We start from the raw sequence: 18,848 nt of genomic DNA on the forward strand, positions 1-18,848 counted from the left end.
ATTCATGTCCACAGGCTTGATCATCGCTTTGATCGTGATCGTGGCGGCCGTGGTCGTCGTGGCGGCCGTCCTGACCCAGCGCGCCCGCGCCGGTGCGAGTGGCGGCGGATCGCTGAAGCGGCGTTTCGGACCGGAGTACGACCGGACCGTGACGCGCCATGACGGCGACGAGCGGGCCGCCGCCCGGGAGCTCGCGGAGCGCGTGAAGCGGCACGGTTCGCTGGAGAAGCGGCCGCTGTCGAGCGCGGAGCGCGAACGGTACGAGTCCCGCTGGGCCGCCGCCCAGGAACGCTTCGTCGACTCGCCCCGCGAGGCGGTCGCCGAGGCGGACCGGTTGCTCGCCGAGGTGGCCGGGGCGCGCGGCTTCCCGGCCGGTGACCGCTACGAGACCCAGCTGGAGGCGCTCTCCGTCCACCACGCCCACCATGTGCACGGCTACCGCCGGGTGCACCTCGCGGCGCACTCCACCGGCGGCACCGCCGATGGCCGCGCGGGCACCGCTGACGGCGTCGGTACCGGCGCCGGTACCGGCACCGAGGAGATGCGCGAGGCCATGATCGAGGCCCGCGCCCTGTTCGAGGACCTGGTGACACCCGACCGCCGGGACGCCCGGGCGGACCGGCACGGCACCGCCGGGCGCGAGGGCCTGGCCCACCGTGACGGCAGCGCACGGCGCGACGAGCGCGACGGTACGGCCGCCGACGGCCGTCACCGGTCTCATCTGCCATGGGCGCTCACCAGGCGCCACGCGAAGGGGAGTTGAGGGGGATGACCGAGGACGTGACGAGGGGCGAGGGCATCCGCGAACGCGGTCCGCGCGAGGCGCGGGAGGCCGACATACGGCGCGGCGGGGCGAAGGGCGGCGGTATCGCGCCCGGCACCGGGAGCCCGACCGGCACCACCGGGACCGGGAGCGCGACCGACACCACCGGCACCGGGAACACGACCGGCACCCACGCGGCCGCGGTCGCGGGCCACGACACGACGGTCCGCGGCGGCACGCCCGGCTTCGGCGAAGGCCGCGCGCCACACACGGCGGAGCACACGAAGGCCTCCGCCGCAGGGAATTCCACCGCCGGCTCGCCCCTGCTGCCGCACGACGAGTGCGACAAGCTGACGCTGCGGTTGCAGCACGCGGTCGGCGGCTTCGTCGACGAGCCCAGGTCCGCCGTCGAGGAGGCCGACCACGTACTGGAGGACGTGGCCGCCCGCTTCGCCGACGCGATGACCCAGCGGCGCCGCACCCTCCGCGCCTCCTGGCAGACGGGCGCCGACGACCGCGCCACCTCCGCCGACACCGAACAGCTCCGTCTAGCCCTCCGCGACTACCGGGAGCTGACGGAACGCCTGCTGCGGCTGTAGGCCGCGTCGGCAGCGTAGGACGAGGCCGCGCCCCGGAATCGTGCGCCGGGGCGCGGCCTCACGCCTGTCCACGCCTGCTCTGTCCCGACTCACCCCTGCGGGGGCTCCCGGAGCTCCCGGCGCTCGCGCCACTCCCGTACGACCTCTTCCACGTCGTACGGCTTCAGGCCCAGGGGCGGTCCCGGTGGTGGCTTGAACATCATGTCGCGGATCTTGGTGTTGATCTCGGTGATGACCTTGCGGACCACGCGTTCGGAAGGGGCCTCGGCGGCTGCCGCGAGGGCGTCCTCCGCCTCCTTGCGCAGCGCCAGCGTCGGTGGCAGCACGGACATGCCCTCGCGGGCCATCTTCTGCTTGATCCACCACAGTTCGTCGTAGGTCGTGTCGTCGCCGTGGAGCGGCCGGCCCACGCCGGGGAGGGCCTTGAAGTCGCCGCGCGCCTCCGCGTCACGGATCTGTTTGTCGACGAAGGACTCGAAACTGACACCCGGTGGCTTTCGCTCGGTCATGACTCCATTGTGCCGGAGCCCGCACAACAGGACGATCCGGCGATTTATCATGCGGCGGCGGCGCGCCGAGCGTGCCGTGCGCAGCGACAATCGGAGTTTGACCCTTAGGAGCGGTACGTGCTCGAACTCACCATGGCCTCGGTCTCCGAGGCGGACGCCGGGGCGACGGCCGGTATGCAGATGGCCGACGCGCCCAGCGAGCCGGGCGGCGTGCTCCGGGTGGGCCGCGATCGGGCGGTGTGCCGTCTCGCGACACCGGACGACTGGCTCTTCGTATCCCGGGTGCACCTGGAGTTCCTGTGCGGCCCGGACGGGACCTGGCAGGTCACCTGGCTGCGCGGCTCGCACGCCGACCCCTCCTCCGAGGTGCGGCTGACCCTGCTGGGCCACCAGCCCTCGCCGCTGCCGTACGGCGGTACGGCGAAGCTCCCGCACGGCGCTTCCGGCGAACTCGTCATCTACGACCGCACGGGCCCGCGCAGCGTCAACGTGGGCTTCTACCACGAGGCCTGACGGGGCGGACCCGGGCGGCGGGGTCAGTCCACGACCCGGGCCAGCGCGAACCCGTCGTACCCCTTGCTGCCCACCGTCTGGATCGCCGTGCCGCTCAACTTCGGGTGCTCGGCGATGAGTTCAATGGCGGTCCGGGTGCCGCGCACGTCCGGCTCGGTGCTGGCGGCGTCGGCGACCCGGCCGCCGCGTACGACGTTGTCGACGACGATGACGCTGCCGACCCGGGTGAGCCGGAGCGCCCACTCCACGTAGTGCGGGTTGTTGGCCTTGTCCGCGTCGATGAAGACCAGGTCGAACGGCTCGGGGTTCTCGTCGGTCAGCTTGGGCAGCGACTCCAGGGCGGGGCCCACCCGTACCTCGACGATCGAGTCGAGCCCGGCGCGCGCGATGTTGCGGCACGCGACCTCCGCGTGCCGGGCGCTGTACTCCAGGGAGATCAGCCGGCCGTCGGCGGGCAGCGCCCGGGCCAGCCAGATGGTGCTGTAGCCGCCGAGCGTGCCGATCTCCAGGATGCGGCGGGCGCCCTGGATCTCGGCGAGGAGCTGGAGCAGTTTGCCCTGGTTGGCGGCGACGTCGATGGCGGGGAGTCCGGCCGCCGCGTTGTCGCGCAGTGCCGCCGTCAGGGCCTCGTCGTTCGGGGCGAGATGGGTGGTGAAGTAGTCGTCGACGTCGTCCCAGGTCCGCGACTCGCTCATGAAGCTGTGCCTCCCACGCCTTTCATCAGGACAGTTACTTAGATCAGCTAAATAGGTGCGCTAATGAATATAGGCGCGGGGCGGGGCCTCTGTCAGCGGTTGCGGGTGTGTTTCAGTCGTTCGGGCCGGACTTCGGGTCGGCCGGCGGCGCGGGAGTGGGCGCGGGCGTGGTCGGCGGCGCGGGAGCGGGCATCGGGGCGGGCATCGGCGAGGGCGCGCCCTGCGGGTAGGCCCCCGGCGGCATCGGTGACCCCGGCGCCCCGTGAGGGTAGGCGCCCGGCGGCATGAAGGCCGCGCCCGGCGGCGGTACGGGCGGCAGTTGCCGCTTGGCGTTGCGCTTGAGCACGATCGCGACGGCCACCGCCTTGATCGCGAGCACGGCGATGCCGATGCCGAAGGACAGCAGCCAGCCGGGGATGCCCCACACGGTCCACATCTCGTCCACGTAGATGACCTCTCGGTAGGTGTCGTCTGCGGCGGCCCGCCGCAGTGCGTGGTCGCCGGAGATCCGCTCCGGCCGCGGGAAGTCCTGCTCGACGGCGGTGAGGAAGTCCGTACCGCCCTCGGTGAGGTCGCCGAGCGTGCCGACGGCCCCGGCGACCGGTCCGGCGTACGTCACCTCCGGCTCGTCCCCGCCGATCGCGGAGCTGGGCTCCATACGGTGCTCGGCGAGAACGTACAGGCCGAGGGACTGCGGGGTGGTGGCCAGGCGGGACAGGCGCATCGGGTAGACCAGCTCGTCGCTGGCGAAGGTGAGGTGGAGCGGGTCGAGGGTGCCGGAGAGCGGGGTGTCCGTGGTCGTGCTCTCCCCGTTCTCCGTGCCCTCGCTGCTCCCAGGGCCCTCGGCGTTCTCGGAGCCGTCGGCGTCTTCCGGTGCCAGCCGGATCGCCACGTACTCCCACTGCTGCCGGACGTACGGCTCCAGCGCCGCGTCCAGCCGGTCGGGCAGCTCGAAGCCGTTCTCGTCGAGCCAGTCGCCGAGGGCGCCCGAGTCGGTGGCGGTCAGCCGGGCCACGTCGAACGGGCCGAGCCGCTCGCGGCCGACGACGTCCACCGAGGACTCGGGGTCCTGGGGCGCCGCCCCCGCCGTGTCGCCGCTCTCGAACATGTCCCACGGCCAGTCGTGCCCGCGCGGCCAGAAGTACTCACGCGTCCGACGCTCGGGCGCGGTCTCCGCGTCGAGCTGGTCGAAGAGGGCCGCGTCGCCGAGCTCCACCGTGGCCCGGTTCGGCACCGGCATGATCCAGGCGGCCGTGCGGGCGTCACCGGAGACCGTCAGGCTCATCACGATCTGTTCCTCGCGGCCGTCCCAGCGCACGACGGACCTCTCGCGGTTCACATACATGCTCCGCTGGCCGTCCGGCACCATCGCCCCGCACCCGCAGGCGTACGCCGGTGCCACCAGCGAGGCCAGCTGGAAGCCCAGCAGGGCGAGGACGACCACCAGCAGCCGGCCGCGTGCCTGGCGCGCCCACTCCGCCGGACGCCCGCGCCCCCGTACGACACCGTTCATCCCCCGTGCTCCTCCTGCTGTGCGCATCGTGCAGACGGCCATGCTTCCAGGTGTTTGTCAGTGGCCTGTCACAACCCCGCCCGTGATGTGCATCCGTGATCCGCCTCGCGCCCTTGAGGGGCCTCGCGCCCTTGAGGGCGTGGGCAACGTTCCGCGCACTATCGTCATCCGGACAAAACATGGGCGACTCTCAGGTGAAGTGGGGGTGGCCCGCGTCTCACAGCGGGGGCGGTGCGAACCTTCTCGGTGGGACCTCGACGGGGCGGGAGGGCGACAAGGCGTGGCGACGGAGCAGAGCAGACCGGGCGGTGCCGTGGATACGGGCTTGACGGCGGCGCGACTGGGAACCGTCCGAGCCGTGCTCTGGCTGTTCGCCGGAGTCCTGGCGGTGCGGCAGCTCGCGGTCGTGCTGAGCTCACCCAAGGGCGAGCGGCTGACGGATCTGGAGACCTGGGTCGGACCCAGCGGCGTCCTGCATGTGAACGGCTCGCTGTACGACTCGACGCGGTTCACCGGCACGCCCTTCGGCGGTCTCGTCCTCAAACCCCTCACCCGGATGGCGGAACAGGCCCTCGGCTGGGGCTGGACCTTCGGCACCCTCCTGCTGGTCGTCGCCCTCGGCCTGGTCGCCGCCCGCGCCCTGCCCCAGCCCGTCACCCGCCGTACGGCGTTGCTCGCGGCCCCCGTCGCGGTCACCCTGCTGATGCTGTCGCTGCCGGTGCGCAACACGCTGTACCTGGGCCAGACCAGCATCCTCCCCGTCCTTCTCGTTCTCGCGGGCTGCTTCGCGGTCCGGGGCGAGCGCACCAGCGGGGCCTTCATAGGGCTCGCCGCGGCCTTCCAGCCGACCGTGCTGCTGTTCGTGCCGCTGCTGTGGTTCACCGGGCGCAGGCGGGCCGCCGCGAGCACCGGGATCACGTTCGCCGGGGTCACCGCGCTGGCCTGGGCCGCGATGCCGCACGACTCGTTCACCTACTGGGTGCACCACCTCGCCGGCGTCGGCCTCGGGGGCCGGGCGGACGACCTCGCCAACCAGTCGCTGCACGGCGCGCTGCTCCGGCTGGGCCTGGAAGGCCCGCTGGAGATCGTCGTCTTCTTCGCACTGGCCGCCGCCGTCGCCGTGTTCGGTATGCGGCGGGCCATCCACTACGCCCGTGACGGCCAGCTGCTGCTCGCCGTCGCCGTCACCGGCTGTGTCGTGGTGGCCGTCTCACCGACGTCCTGGAAGCACCAGCTGCTGTGGGTGCTGCTCGCGATGGTCGGCCGGGTCGGAAAGAAGGCGTCGTCGCGGTATGTGTGGCCGGTCGCCGTCGTCCTGGTGATGACGCTGCCGGCGAAGATGATGGTGCCGAACATGGGCGCCCTGCATCCGCTGCGTGACAACGTCGTCCTGCTGGCCGCGCTCGCCGCCGCGCTCGTCGTGCCGTTCCTCTCCCGCACCTCGGAGTACTACCGGGCGCCGATCCCCACGGAGTACGCCCCGAGGACGGAGACCCGCTTCAGCTGGGCCCCGCTGCTGCGCCGGGTGGCGACCCGCCCGAACCTGCTGCTCGAACTGCTGCTGATCCGCGTCACCTACGCGGCCTACCAGCGCACCCGTCTCGAGGCCACCGGCAGCCGGGCCGCCGCCGAGGACCACGCGGAGCAGATCCTCGCCGTCGAGAAGGCCCTGTTCCTCGACATCGAACACTGGTTCAACCACGCGGTGGTCGGTGTCGGCTGGCTGCGGAGCTTCTTCGACTTCTACTACACGTCGTTCCACTTCGTCGTGCCCCTGACCGTCCTCGGTGTCCTCTACTGGCGCCGCCCCGCCGACTACCGCTGGGCCCGCACGACCATCGGCTTCACCACGCTCCTCGCGCTCCTCGGCTTCTTCTTCTACCCGCTGGCCCCGCCGCGCCTGATGCCCGGCCTCGGCATCATCGACACCATCTACGGCGTCCAGGACTTCTCCAAGCCGGACTACGGCAGACTCACCGAACTCACCAACCAGTACGCGGCGATGCCGTCCCTCCACTTCGGCTGGTCCCTGTGGTGCGGCCTCACGATCGCCCTGGTCGCCCCCAAGGTGTGGATGAAGGTCCTGGGCCTCATGCACCCCTTCTTCACGGTCCTGGCGATCGTGGCGACGGGCAACCACTGGGTCCTTGACGCGGTCGGGGGAGCGGCGGTCGTCGGCGCCGGCTTCGGCGTGACGTACCTGCTGACCGGCCCTCGCACCACCGCGCCCCGAAAGGGGAGCGGTGAACTGGGCGAGCAACCGGAGACGACGGACAGACTCGCGACGGCCGTCCGGCGCAACGGCGGAGGAGCGACCCCAGACGGCGGAGACAGGGGCGGGGCGTAGGGGTGTGGCCCCTGCCTCCGGCGGGACGGGCCGACGGCGCCGGGAGGCCGTCGGCCCGAGTGTGACGGGGCGGTGCCCGGTTCAGACCGTGGTCACCTGGAGGTGTTTGACCCCGTTGATCCAGGCCGAGCGCAGGCGGCTCGGTTCGCCGGCCAGGCGGAGGTTAGGCATGGCGTCGGCGATCGCGTTGAAGATGAGGTCGATTTCGAGGACGGCCAGGGACTTGCCGAGGCAGAAGTGGGGGCCTCCGCCGCCGAAGCCGAGGTGGGGGTTGGGGTCGCGGGTGATGTCGAAGGTGTCGGGGGCGGGGAAGACCTCGGGGTCGTGGTTGGCGGAGGCGTAGAAGATGCCCACGCGGTCGCCCTTCTTGATCAGTTTTCCGCCGAGTTCGACGTCCTGGGTGGCGGTGCGCTGGAAGGCGTTGACCGGGGCGGCCCAGCGGACGATCTCCTCGGCGGCCGTCGCGGGGCGCTCGCGCTTGTAGAGGTCCCACTGGTCGGGGTGGGTGAGGAAGGCGTGCATGCCGTGGGTGATGGCGTTGCGGGTCGTCTCGTTGCCCGCGACCGCCAGCATCAGTACGAAGAAGCCGAACTCGTCGGAGGTGAGGTTCCCCTCGTCCTCGGCGGCCACCAGGGTGGTGACGATGTCCTTGGCGGGGCACTGCTTGCGGTCGGCGGCCATGTTCATGGCGTAGGCGATCAGCTCCATCGCCGACTGCTGGCCGACCTCCTCGGTGATGGCGTACTCCGGGTCGTCGTACGAGATCATCCGGTTCGACCACTCGAAGATCCGGATGCGGTCCTCCTGCGGGATGCCGATCAGTTCCGCTATGGCCTGGAGGGGGAGTTCACAGGCGACCTCGGTGACGAAGTCGAAGGGGCCCGGCTGGGCGACGGCCTGCCGGGCGATGGTGAGGGCGCGGTGGCGCAGGTTGTCCTCCAGCGCGCGGATCGCCCTCGGGGTGAAGACGCGCTGCACGATCTGGCGGACCCGGGTGTGCTCCGGCGGGTCCATGTTCAGCAGGATGAGGCGTTGGGCATCGATGGCATCGCGCTCGATGTGCTCGTTGAAGCGGATGATCGCCGTGTTGACCGTCGAGGAGAACAGCTCCGGGTGCGTCGAGACGTACTTGACGTCCGCGTGCCGGGTGACGGCCCAGTAGCCCTCGTCCGCGAAGCCCGCGATGCCCGGCGCCTGCGGGATCCAGCGGACCGGTTCCGTGCGGCGCAGTTCGGCGAACTCCGGGAGGGGGACACGATGGTGCAGCAGGTCGGGGTCGGTGAGGTCGAACCCGTCGGGCAGCGCTGGACAGGGCATCGGCAACTCCTGACGGAGCATCAGATACAGGGAATTGCGGTGACCGTAGTAACGGGTTCTAGAACTAGCAAGGGGTACGGGCCTTCCAGTCGGCTTTTCAGTTGCCGCACGCCCCTTGCGGTCGCGGAGCCGCGCTCAGCAGACTGCTGGAGAGAACTAGAACGCGTACTAGTTCTGCGTGGCGGGCCGGGCCGGGACGCCCCGCGCCGCGCGGGTAACCGTTGAGAGGATCCCCCATGGCCGCGGAACCCGTGATCGTCGAAGCCGTACGCACCCCCATCGGCAAGCGCGGTGGCGCGCTCGCCAATCTGCACCCCGCCTACCTCCTGGGCGAGACCTACCGTGAACTCCTCGGCCGCACCGGCATCCCCGCCGACTGCGTCGAACAGATCGTCGGCGGCACGGTGACCCACGCCGGCGAACAGTCCATGAACCCCGCGCGCACGGCATGGCTGACCATGGGCCTGCCGTACGAGACGGCCGCGACGACCGTCGACTGTCAGTGCGGCTCCTCTCAGCAGGCGTCGCACATGGTGGCCAACATGGTCTCGGCGGGTGTCATCGACGTCGGGATCAGCTGCGGCGTCGAGGCCATGTCCCGGGTGCCGCTCGGGTCGGGGTCCAAGCACGGTCCGGGAAAGCCGTTCCCGGAGGAGTGGAACGTCGATCTGCCGAACCAGTTCGAGGCGGCGGAGCGGATCGCCCGGCACCGGGGGCTGACCCGGGAGGACGTGGACGCGCTGGGGCTGCTCTCCCAGGAGCGGGCCGCCGCGGCCTGGGCCGAGGAGCGGTTCAAGAAGGAGACGTTCGCCGTCCAGGTGCCGACGACCGAGGCGGAGCAGCAGGCCGGGCAGGGCATGTGGCGGCTCGTCGACCACGACGAGGGGCTGCGCGACACGTCGGCGGAGGCGCTGGCCCGGCTGAAGCCGATCATGCCTACGGCCGTCCATACGGCGGGCAACTCCTCCCAGATCAGCGACGGGGCGGCGGCGATCATGTGGGCGTCGAAGCGGATGGCGCGGGCGCTGAAGCTGCGGCCCCGGGCGCGGATCGTCGCCCAGGCGCTGGTGGGCGCCGACCCGCATTTCCACCTCGACGGGCCGATCGACGCGACCAAGGCGGTGCTGGGGAAGGCCGGGATGTCGCTCAAGGACATCGACCTCGTCGAGATCAACGAGGCGTTCGCGTCGGTGGTGCTGAGCTGGGCGCGGGTCTTCGAGCAGGACCTGGCGAAGGTGAACGTCAATGGCGGGGCGATCGCGCTGGGGCATCCCGTGGGGGCGACCGGGGCGCGGCTCATCACGACGGCGCTGCATGAACTGGAGCGGACGGACAAGGAGTTCGCGCTGGTGACGATGTGTGCGGGTGGGGGGTTGGCGACCGGGACGATCATTCAGCGGTTGTGACTCCGTCGGGGCGTGGCAGGTCGGGGCGTGGCAGGTGGGGGCGCGGTCGGGTGGGGTGCTCGTCCCCGGGTCGGTGGGGGCTGGTCGCACAGTCCCCGCGCCCCTGAACGGCCCTGCGGGCCGCCCCGGACGCGGAAGTGGCCCTGCTGGTCGTCCCGCGGCCAGCAGGGCCTTCCCCCGTGGCGGCCGGTCGTGCCGCCTCTTTCCCCCGTGGCGGCAAGTCCCCCGTGCCGCCTCTTCCCCCGTCGGGCGATCCCCCGTGCCGCCCGTTTCCCCCGTGAGTGGCAAGTCCCCCGTGGCCGTGCCGCTCCATCCATCCCCCGTCGTGAGCGGCCCCCGTGCCGCTCACACCACTGATTCCAGCCCGCCGCGCATTGTTTGGCAGGGGTGTCGAGCCTGCCAAACAATGGCCGGACGCGATCTCTCCGCTTAGGTGGCCGGATGCGTACGGTGGTTGTCCGAGACGGTGTGGGTGTGGTGGGAGGGGAACGGAACGGTGGCGGGTCGTCGTGAGGTGCCGGTCGATCCGGGGGCCGGGCCGGTGCAGCGGTTCGCGTTCGAGTTGCGGAAGCTGCGGACCGAGGCGGGCGGCCTCACCTACCGGGCGATGGCCGCGCAGGCCGGCTACTCGATCACCACGCTCTCCCAGGCGGCCGGCGGAGAGCAGTTGCCGACGCTGCCGGTGGCGCTGGCCTTCGTACGGGCCTGCGGCGGTGACCCGGCGGAGTGGGAGATCCGGTGGCACCAGGCGGTGGAGGAGGCCGCCGCCTTCGGCACGGACGACGACGGGGCGGGCGCGGAGCCGCCGTACCGGGGGCTGGCCCGGTTCGAGACCGACGACAGCGGGCTCTTCTTCGGCCGGGACCGGCTCACCGCCGAACTCGTCGATCTCCTGCGCCGCCGACGGTTCGCGGCGGTCTTCGGCCCCTCGGGCATCGGCAAGTCCTCGCTGCTGCGCGCCGGACTGATCCCCGTCCTCCGGGAGTCCGAGGAGCAGGGCCTGCGACCGTCGGCCATCCGGATCCTGACGCCCGGCGATCAGCTGGCCCGGACCCATGAGCTGCTTCTGGAGGCGAGCGGCCCCGACACCGACACCGGTACAGGCGCAGGCACCGGCACCGGCAAAGGCACCGGCACCGGTGACCGGCTCGTGGTCGTCGATCAGTTCGAGGAGGTCTTCACCCTCTGCCACGACGCGGCCGAGCGGGCCCGGTTCATCGATCTGCTGCTGACCGCGCGCGATCCGGGGAACCGGCTGCGCGTACTGATCGCCGTACGCGCGGACTTCTACGGCCGGTGCGCCGAGCACCGTGAGCTGGCCGAGGCGCTGGGGGACGCCAATCTGCTGGCCGGGCCGATGAGTCCGACGGAGCTGCGGGAGGTCGTCGTCAAACCGGCCGCGGCCGCCGGGCTGACCGTCGAGCGGGCGCTGACCACCCGGCTGGTCGAGGAGATCACCGACGCGCCGGGCGGGCTGCCGCTGCTGTCGCACGTCCTGCTGGAGACGTGGCGTCGCCGCCGGGGCAAGACGCTGACCCTGGCCGGGTACGAGGCGGCCGGCGGGCTGGACGGGGCGATCGCGAAGACCGCCGAGGACGTCTACGGCGGGTTCACCGAGGGCGAGGCGGCCATGGCCCGCCGGGTGCTGCTGCGGCTGATCTCCCCGGGCGACGGCACGCCCGACACCCGACGCCCCGCCGAGCGGGCGGAGTTGGAGACCACCGGCACGGGCCGGGAGGAGGTCGCCCAGGTCCTGGAGGCGCTCACCCGGGCCCGTCTTCTCACGCTCGACGGTCCGGCCGTCGAGGTCGCCCACGAGGCGCTCATCACCGCCTGGCCCCGCCTGCGCGGCTGGATCGAGGAGGACCGCGACCGGCTGCGCGTCCATCGGCAGCTGACCGAGGCGGCCCGCACCTGGGAGGAGCTGGGCCGTGACGCGGGCGCGCTGTACCGGGGGAGCCGGCTCGTCACGGCGCGGGAGTACTTCGCCGGCCCGCGCCACACCGACGACCTGACCGACCAGGAAGCCGCCTTCCTCACCGAGAGTCTCGCCGCCCTCGACCAGGAGGAGCGCGCCCGGGCCCGCACCACCCGCCGACTGCGCGTCCTCGTCACCTCCCTGGCCTGCCTCCTCGCCCTGGCCCTGACCGCCACGACGGTCGCCTACTGGCAGCGTCAGACCGCCCTCGACGCACAGCGTGACGGTCTCTCCCGGCAGTTGGCCGCCCAGTCCGCCGCCCTGCTGGACACCGACACCGACCTCGCCTCGCTCCTGGCCATCAAGGCGTACCGGGCGAGCCCCACCCGCGAGGCCACCCGGAGCCTGTACGCCGCCGCGGCCGTCCCGCTGGAACGCAAGCTGACCGGTCACACCGGAACCGCTTCCGCCCTGGTCTACAGCCCCGACGGGAAGACCCTCGCCGGCGGCAGTTTCGACGGCACGGTACGGCTGTGGGACACGGCGACCGGCCGTTCCCGGAAGGTGCTCAGCGGCCGTAAGGGCAAGGACGCCCCCGACCTCGTACGCACCGTGGCCTTCGGCCCGGACGGCAGGACCCTCGCGACGAGTCACGGCGACGACGCACGGCTGTGGGACCTGGACACCGGACGCGTACGGTCCTCGGTCGCCCTGAGCCATCCCGACGACGACAACATGGCGGCGGTGGGGTTCGATCACGCCGGCCGCGCACTGGCCGTCGCGGAGGGCGGGCAGGTGCTGGACGTGGCCACCGGACGCGTGGCGACCACGCTCAAGGGCCCGACGGGTCTGGAGATGGCGGTGGCGTTCAGCCCCGACGGGCACACCCTCGCCACCAGCACCCGGGACCACACCGCTCAGCTGTGGGACCTGGACACCGGCCGAGTGCTGTCCACCCTCAGGAGCAGTACCGGAGTGGTCAGTTCACTCGCGTTCGCCACCGACGGGAAGACCCTGGCCACGGGCACCGAGGACGGCACCGTCCAGCTGTGGGACGTGGCCGACGGCGAGCGGAAAACCACCCTCACCAGCGCCAGCAGCCGTGTCGAGTCCATGGCGTTCGCCCCGAACGGCAAGACCCTCGCCGCCGGCAGCTACGACGGCACGGTACGGCTCTGGGACCTCGCCACCGGACGCGCCGACACCACCCTCACCGGGCACACCCGCCCCGTGATGTCGGTGGCGTTCAGCCCCGACGGGGACGACCTCGCAACGGGCAACGAGGCCGACAGCTCCGGCGGCGGCGACGTCAGCGTCCGGCTGTGGAACGTGGCCGCGAACCGCCCCCGCGCCACGCTGGACATCGCCGGCGGAGACCTGCAGTCCATGGCCTTCAGCCCCGACGGCGACACCATCGCCACCAGCAGCGTGCGGACGAACCACAAGGGCTGGACCACCACCGGTGTGATCCGGTTGTGGGACACGGCCACCCGCCGTCCGAGAGCCACCCTCGACGACGGGAAGACCGACATGATGGGCGGCGGAGGGTCGGTCCTGTTCAGCCCCGACGGCAGGACCCTGGCCGTCGTCGACGGTCCCGGGGCACAGCTGTGGGACCTCACCACCCGTCGGGTGCGGTCCACTCTGGCCGGCCGGTTCGTCAACGGGATGGTGTTCAGCCCCGACGGCAGGACGCTGGTGACGGTGGGCGACGGCCTGGTGCTGTGGGACGCCGCGACCGCGCGTCCCCGGGTCGAGTTCCCCAAGGACGAGTCGAGTTCGGTGCTGGCGTTCAGCTCGACGGGCGAGGTCTTCGCCACCACCGGAGGCCAGAAAGGGGAGATCCGGCTGCGCGACGCCACCACCGGACGCGTCCGGTCCACGCTCACCGAACCCGTCGGCCGCACCACGCCCAAGGGGGCCGACCCCGCATTCGACTGGATGTTCCGGCAGGTGGAGGCCATGTCCTTCAGCCCGGACGGCCGCACCCTCGCCTCCGCCAACGCCGACGGCACGGTACGGCTGTGGGACACCGCCACGGGAGACCTCGACGCCACGCTCACCGTGAGCCTCACGGAGGGCCATGTGGAGCTGGTGTTCAGCCCCGACGGCCGTACCCTCGCCACGGCCGCCGGCGGGAAGGTACGGCTGTGGGACACCACCACGAGATACGCTCGCGCGACCTTCCCCGGAGGGGGCGCCGCGAGGCTGGCGTTCAGCCCCGACGGCCGCACCCTCGCGGTGGCCGACCACGAGAGCCGCCTACGCCTGTGGGACGCGGCCCTGCCCCGCCCCGAGCAGGCGATCACCAACCTCTGCCGCGCCGTCCATCGTGACCTCACGCAGCAGGAGAAGGCGCTCTACCTACCGGACCAGGAGTCGGGCCGAGTCTGCTGAACGGAGCCCGACCAGGTGACGAACGCGCTGAACGCGGCGGGGCCCAGGGTGAGGTGGGGGCCCGCCGGGTTCTTGGAGTCACGGATGGCGATGGTGGAGTGGGAGCTTTCGGCGATTTCTACGCACTCGCCGCCCTGGTCGCTGCTGTACGACGACTCGCGCCAGGTCAGGAGCCCGAGCGGAGCGCACTCCACGCACTCGCCGCCTTGGTCGCCGCTGTAGCTCGACTTACGCCACCGGGTCCCTGTCGGGATCGCGTTGCTCTCCATAACGCTCCTCCATCACGCGTCGGATCAGCTCCGCCGAATCCCTGAGGGAGAGGGCGGCGGCTTGAAGATGATCGTAACGGAGCGAACAGTCCTTGACGGTGTCCGGGTTCGCGGTCGGATGCCCACTCCCGTAGCCTTCTGTGTAGACGATGTCTGGGTCGCGCTTGCACCGGAAGAGCGTGAACGAGCCTTGTAGGCCGGCATGAGCACCGGCCTCGAACGGCAGGATCTGGACGTTGATCCGGGGGTTCTTCTCGAAGGCCAACAGCTTCAGCAATTGGCCCCGCATGACGTGCGCGCCGCCGATCCTCTGGTACAGCGCGGCCTCGCTGATGACGGCCCACAGGACCGGGGGTTCGTCCTTGTCGAAGATGCGCTGGCGGGCCAGTCGTACGGCGGTCCGGTCGTCGAGGTCGGAGTCGTCCAGGGCGCTGAGTACGGCACGGACGTAGTCCTCGGTCTGCAGAAGACCGTGGATCAACTGGGTCTGGAAGGAGCAGATCTCGGCGGCTCGAACTTCAAGCTCCGCCACCTGCTGGAACCAGGCCGGAAGTTGATGGCGCATCACCAGCACCGCGAGCCGGGACAGCAACCCGCCCGTCTCCAGCGCCACATCCACCCGTTCGCTGAACTCCAGCGTCGGGCACTTTCTCGCCGTCTCGATCTGCCCAACCAGTGACGCGGTATAGCCGAGGATGTCCCCCAGTTGCTTCTGTGTCAGGCCCGCGGCCTCACGGCAGCGCCGCAACTCGAAGCCGTAGTAGTCCAGTGGTGAGGCGCCGGGATCGAGGGTGTGGATCTGGGTCACGTGCGGTCCCCTTTTCGAGCTTCAACCCACTCTTTAACAGGTTGCGTCCGATCTGTAGCTGACAGTAGCCGCGTCGAGCCAGTCTTGTGGGGTGAACGCACACTTTCCCCCCTTCCTCCTGGGTGTACTTCCCGCCCAGTACCGGATCTGCCTCACGGTGGGTGAGCACTCCGCCCATCACATCCGCCGCATCGTCCGCTCGTACCTCGACGAGTGGGAGATGGCGGAGCTCGCCGACGCCGTCGAGCTGGCCGTGACCGAGCTGCTCGCCAACGTCGTACGGCATGTCCCGGACCGGCGCTGCACCCTGCTCTTGCTGCGGGCGGCGTCGGGCGTGCGGGTGGAGGTTGCCGACGGGTCGACTCAACTCCCCGTCGTACGCGATGACTTGCCGCAGGACGCGGAACGCGGGCGTGGGCTCGTGCTGTTGGACGCGCTGGCCGACAAGTGGGGTGTGGGGCCGAGGGTGGAAGGGGGCAAGACCGTGTGGTTCGAGTGCCGGCTTTGAGTAGCCGTACTCATGTGGCAGCCAGCCGCTCGCCCGAGACTTCGAGCATGAGACGAATCACCGGGGGAAAGCGCCGTACAGGTGTGGCATGGGCGGCGCTGTGTGCGCTCGCGCTCACCGCTTGTGGCGCCGAACGAGCGAGCGGCGGGGACACGAAGGCCGGGGCGGGAGCCGAGGGCAGGGTCGAGGCCGGGGCGGCCTCGCCCTCCCGGGCGCCCTCCCGCGCTCCTTCCGACGACGCCGAGTTCCTGACGTTCATGGAACTGATCACCGACCTCGTCGAGCCGTGCGCGGGGGAGCGCCCGGCCCCGCCGCCGACGGACTGGGAGGAGGAGTCGGAGTCCGCCGCACCGCCGGCCGATCCTCCGGTCGAACCACCGGCCGAGGTCCCGTCCGATCTGCCCCTTCCCGAGGAGCCGTTGCCGACGAGCGAATCCGGGGAGCCCAGAAGCGCCGACGAGAAGGTGGAGCTGACCTCCTTGGAGAAGTGCGAGGCGAGTATCCACACCGAGCGCATCACGAAGGCCTTCGAGGAGACCGCCGATCCGACGCCGGAGCGGGTCGGCGACGGCCTGCGCGACCTCGGTTACATCGACGAAAGCGTCCAGGGCCTCCGGGACTCCGGTGACGGTGTCCGGTTCCTCCTCGATCTGCGGGTGATGGGCGGGCAGTTGTGCCTGGCCGGGGACGTCACCGCCACGAGGACGGTGATCGAGCCGTTCGGGGCTCAGGCGTCCGACTTCGTCGAGTGCGGGGATGTGCGCCGCCACGACTGAACCCCTCGGCGGCGGTCAGCGTTCCGGTGGGCTGAGTCGCGACAGGTCGGTCGGGAGCAGCTCGGGGTGGTGGGCCGCCAGGCCGGCGCCGCCGAGCCACCAGCCCCGGTGGACGAGGGCCCGGCACAGGGAGGGGTCGAGGCGGTCGAAGACGGTCGGGACGAGGGCGAGGTCGCGGCCGTCGTGGGTGCGGTGTTCGGGGAAGGCCGTGCGCCAGCGCAGGACCGGGTCCGTGGACGGGAAGTCGGTGGCGAGCTGGACCAGGATGCCTCGGCGGGCGCCCTTCGGGACTTCGTCGACCGGGCCGAGCGCCGCGCCGAGCTTGAAGCGTTCGATCATGGCCCGGGTGCGGAGCGTGGTGCTCTGGCGGTAGAGGAGCGAGTTGGCTCTCGCCAGGTCGCGGATCACCGGGACACGGCCGTACATGCCCGGGCGGAGCAGGCCCCCGGAGTTGAGGACGCACAGGAACGTATGCCGGTAGGTGTCGCTGTCCACGGCTTCCAGGCCGGTGTTGTCGTAGGTGCCGCCGTCCAGGAGGGCCGGGCGGTGTGTGCCGCAGGGGAAGGGGGAGGCATCGAGGACCACGGGCGGGAAGGCGCCGGGGACAGCGGCCGAGGCCGAGACGGCGCGGCTGAGGCGCAGGCCCGTGCCGGTGGTGCGGGCGAGGCCGATCGTGTAGTCGCCGTAGACGTCGCGTTCGAAGGTGAAGCGGACGCCGGTGGTCTGGTTGGCGGCGTTGACGATCCAGCGGACCTGGGGGTCCAGGTGTTCCAGTTCGGTTCGGTCGAAGAACCAGTCGTCGAGGTGTCCGGCCAGCAGGTCCGTGCGGGTGGTGGGGCCGAGGGTGCGCCAGACGTCGCGCAGGAGTGCCCGCTTGAGTGAGTGGGAGGAGACCTGGTCGACGACCGGGGCGATCACGAGTTCGTCCACGGCCTGCGGGGCGAAGTCCCTGTCGCGCAGTGCCGGCCAGGTGGTGGCGAGGCAGCCGTTGGCTATCGAGCCGCCGGACACGGAGGAGGAGTAGCGCAGGTTGCGCAGGAGCCCGGTGTCGGCCAGCAGGCGGATGAAGCCCAGCGAGGAGAGCGTGGCGCGGAAGCCGCCGCCGGAGAGGGCGAGGGCGACCGGGATGCCTGTGGCGGGCGGTGGTTCGGCCGGGCGGAGGGTGTCGCCGCAGGGGCGGGCGGTGAGGCCGGTGCCGACGGCGGGGGAGTCCACGGCCCAGGTCGGGCCGGTGGTCGGACCGGTGGTCGGATGGGTGGCCGGATCGGTGGCGGCGCCCTGGGCCGCAGGGGGAGCGGTGGCGGTGTCGGGGCGGGTGAACGTGTCCGTCGCGTGGCGGTGCTTGGTCATGGCCGGTCTCCGATCGTGATGACGAGGGCCTGGTCGGTGGGCCCCCTGACGTCGACCTCGAAGGCACGGTCCGCGCGCAGGACTTCCAGCGCCTCCTCGGCGAAGGGGATGTGGTTGGTGAGGTGGATGACGTACTCGTCGTCGGGGTCGCGGGACTCGACGAGCCAGCGCAGGGTGTCCTCGCCGGGGTGGTGGTGGCGGACGCCGTCGGCGGAGATGACGTAGTGGTCGGCCCGGATCCGCTCGAAGAAGTCGGGCTCCACGTTGCGGTCGCTGCCGTGGTGGGGGAGCTTCAGCAGGTCGACGTGGAGCGGGGCGGGGTCGTCGAGCAGGTCGAGGGCGCGCAGTCCGGCCAGGACGTGGTCGCCTCGTGCGTCGCCGGTGAGCAGTGCGGTGCCGTCCTCGTGGCGCAGGAGCAGGACGATGCTGGAGAGGTTCTGCACCGAATCGTCCGCGTAGGCCGCCGAGATGACCTCGGGGTCGCCGCGCTGTTTCGCCTTGCGCCACTTTTCCTCCAGCTCGGCCAGCGCGCCCTCGTCCGGCGCGACGACCGTGACGTCCAGGTCGTGCAGGGTCGCCTCGGCGCCCTCGACGAGGGGGCTGTCGAACGGGGCGTTGCCGTCCAGGCGCAGGGCGGCGGCCGCGTTGCGGATGTCCCGGCCCTGGTTGTAGCTGGCGGTGACCGCCATGTCGGAGGCGGCGGCCTGTTCGAGGAGCGGGTGCACGGAGGCGCTCAGGCCGGGGGCCCGCTGGTCGACCAGCTCCTCCACGGAGTTGAACCACAGGGCGTCCACGGCGTACGGGAGGGCCTCGCCGTCCTGCTGGGCCTGCCGCATGTCGCGGAAGAGCCGGACGAGTCCGCCGGCGTGGTCGTCGTCTACGTGGGAGAGGCAGACGACGTCCAGGTGGGGTGGGGTGCCGGGGCCTCCACCCCCGTCGGCGCCTCCTCCTCCCCGGCCGCCTCCTCGGCCTCCGTCCTGGCCGGTCAGTTGTCGCAGCCGGCCCTGGAGGGAGGCCCGGTAGACGCCGGCGGGACCGCCGTCGACGAGCATGACCCGTTCGTCGTGCGGCCCCCGCCCGCCGTCCGCGTCCCAGCGGACGAGGAAGCAGTCACCGTGGCGGGCGTCGAGGAAATCGAAGGTCAGCATGTCGGCCTGCCT

16 protein-coding genes are annotated in these 18,848 nt (G+C 71.5%); 8 read left to right on the plus strand and 8 right to left on the minus strand.

Annotated elements, in window-relative coordinates; all coding sequences use genetic code 11:
- Positions 1–4 precede the first annotated feature (4 nt).
- Positions 5–763 (plus strand): hypothetical protein, encoded by a 759-nt coding sequence (locus ACWD26_RS02395; RefSeq protein WP_451265356.1) that lies wholly within the window; start codon positions 5–7, stop codon positions 761–763.
- A gap of 5 nt (positions 764–768) precedes the next feature.
- Positions 769–1,362 (plus strand): hypothetical protein, encoded by a 594-nt coding sequence (locus ACWD26_RS02400; RefSeq protein ID WP_451265358.1) that lies wholly within the window; start codon positions 769–771, stop codon positions 1,360–1,362.
- A gap of 89 nt (positions 1,363–1,451) precedes the next feature.
- Here ACWD26_RS02400 and ACWD26_RS02405 read toward each other — a convergent pair whose 3' ends face one another.
- Positions 1,452–1,871, minus strand: coding sequence for a DnaJ family domain-containing protein (locus tag ACWD26_RS02405; protein ID WP_451265360.1), 420 nt, complete (start codon positions 1,869–1,871; stop codon positions 1,452–1,454).
- Positions 1,872–1,988: 117 nt separating this feature from the next.
- Between ACWD26_RS02405 and ACWD26_RS02410 the strand changes: the two genes are divergently transcribed.
- On the plus strand, positions 1,989–2,384 hold the full coding sequence (locus ACWD26_RS02410; RefSeq protein WP_451265362.1) for a hypothetical protein: 396 nt from the start codon (positions 1,989–1,991) through the stop codon (positions 2,382–2,384).
- Between the two features lie 23 nt (positions 2,385–2,407).
- Here the strand turns inward: ACWD26_RS02410 and ACWD26_RS02415 are convergent, their stop codons facing one another.
- Together ACWD26_RS02415 and ACWD26_RS02420 are read right to left on the minus strand one after the other, a co-directional pair.
- Positions 2,408–3,079 (minus strand): O-methyltransferase, encoded by a 672-nt coding sequence (locus ACWD26_RS02415; RefSeq protein WP_451265364.1) that lies wholly within the window; start codon positions 3,077–3,079, stop codon positions 2,408–2,410.
- Positions 3,080–3,191: 112 nt separating this feature from the next.
- Positions 3,192–4,592 (minus strand): DUF2330 domain-containing protein, encoded by a 1,401-nt coding sequence (locus tag ACWD26_RS02420; RefSeq protein ID WP_451265366.1) that lies wholly within the window; start codon positions 4,590–4,592, stop codon positions 3,192–3,194.
- 280 nt (positions 4,593–4,872) lie between these two features.
- Between ACWD26_RS02420 and ACWD26_RS02425 the strand changes: the two genes are divergently transcribed.
- Positions 4,873–6,939, plus strand: coding sequence for a bifunctional glycosyltransferase 87/phosphatase PAP2 family protein (locus tag ACWD26_RS02425; protein ID WP_451265368.1), 2,067 nt, complete (start codon positions 4,873–4,875; stop codon positions 6,937–6,939).
- A gap of 81 nt (positions 6,940–7,020) precedes the next feature.
- Here the strand turns inward: ACWD26_RS02425 and ACWD26_RS02430 are convergent, their stop codons facing one another.
- A complete protein-coding gene (locus tag ACWD26_RS02430; RefSeq protein ID WP_451265370.1) occupies positions 7,021–8,256 on the minus strand; it encodes a cytochrome P450 in 1,236 nt (411 codons plus the stop codon).
- A 236-nt stretch (positions 8,257–8,492) separates the two neighbouring features.
- Between ACWD26_RS02430 and ACWD26_RS02435 the strand changes: the two genes are divergently transcribed.
- Together ACWD26_RS02435 and ACWD26_RS02440 are read left to right on the plus strand one after the other, a co-directional pair.
- Positions 8,493–9,662: a steroid 3-ketoacyl-CoA thiolase gene (locus ACWD26_RS02435; protein ID WP_451265372.1), complete on the plus strand. Its 1,170-nt coding sequence runs from the start codon at positions 8,493–8,495 to the stop codon at positions 9,660–9,662.
- A gap of 496 nt (positions 9,663–10,158) precedes the next feature.
- On the plus strand, positions 10,159–13,977 hold the full coding sequence (locus ACWD26_RS02440) for an nSTAND1 domain-containing NTPase (RefSeq protein ID WP_451265374.1): 3,819 nt from the start codon (positions 10,159–10,161) through the stop codon (positions 13,975–13,977).
- Here the strand turns inward: ACWD26_RS02440 and ACWD26_RS02445 are convergent.
- Both ACWD26_RS02445 and ACWD26_RS02450 read right to left on the minus strand, forming a co-directional pair.
- Positions 13,941–14,246, minus strand: a complete 306-nt coding sequence (locus tag ACWD26_RS02445; RefSeq protein WP_451265376.1) for a DUF397 domain-containing protein — start codon at positions 14,244–14,246, stop codon at positions 13,941–13,943. The genes ACWD26_RS02440 and ACWD26_RS02445 overlap by 37 nt on opposite strands.
- On the minus strand, positions 14,206–15,054 hold the full coding sequence (locus tag ACWD26_RS02450; RefSeq protein ID WP_451265378.1) for a helix-turn-helix domain-containing protein: 849 nt from the start codon (positions 15,052–15,054) through the stop codon (positions 14,206–14,208). The genes ACWD26_RS02445 and ACWD26_RS02450 overlap by 41 nt, the downstream gene beginning before the upstream one ends.
- 91 nt (positions 15,055–15,145) lie before the next feature.
- Between ACWD26_RS02450 and ACWD26_RS02455 the strand changes: the two genes are divergently transcribed.
- Positions 15,146–15,562, plus strand: coding sequence for an ATP-binding protein (locus ACWD26_RS02455; RefSeq protein ID WP_451265380.1), 417 nt, complete (start codon positions 15,146–15,148; stop codon positions 15,560–15,562).
- Between the two features lie 47 nt (positions 15,563–15,609).
- Positions 15,610–16,338 carry a hypothetical protein gene (locus ACWD26_RS02460; protein ID WP_451265382.1) on the plus strand — a complete coding sequence of 243 codons (729 nt, stop codon included), beginning with the start codon at positions 15,610–15,612 and terminating at the stop codon, positions 16,336–16,338.
- A gap of 15 nt (positions 16,339–16,353) precedes the next feature.
- Here ACWD26_RS02460 and ACWD26_RS02465 read toward each other — a convergent pair whose 3' ends face one another.
- Both ACWD26_RS02465 and ACWD26_RS02470 read right to left on the minus strand, forming a co-directional pair.
- Positions 16,354–17,688 carry a patatin-like phospholipase family protein gene (locus ACWD26_RS02465; protein WP_451265384.1) on the minus strand — a complete coding sequence of 445 codons (1,335 nt, stop codon included), beginning with the start codon at positions 17,686–17,688 and terminating at the stop codon, positions 16,354–16,356.
- A complete protein-coding gene (locus ACWD26_RS02470) occupies positions 17,685–18,836 on the minus strand; it encodes a ComEC/Rec2 family competence protein (RefSeq protein ID WP_451265386.1) in 1,152 nt (383 codons plus the stop codon). The genes ACWD26_RS02465 and ACWD26_RS02470 overlap by 4 nt, the downstream gene beginning before the upstream one ends.
- Positions 18,837–18,848 lie beyond the last annotated feature (12 nt).

It is taken from the genome of Streptomyces sp. NPDC002787, from assembly GCF_053592095.1.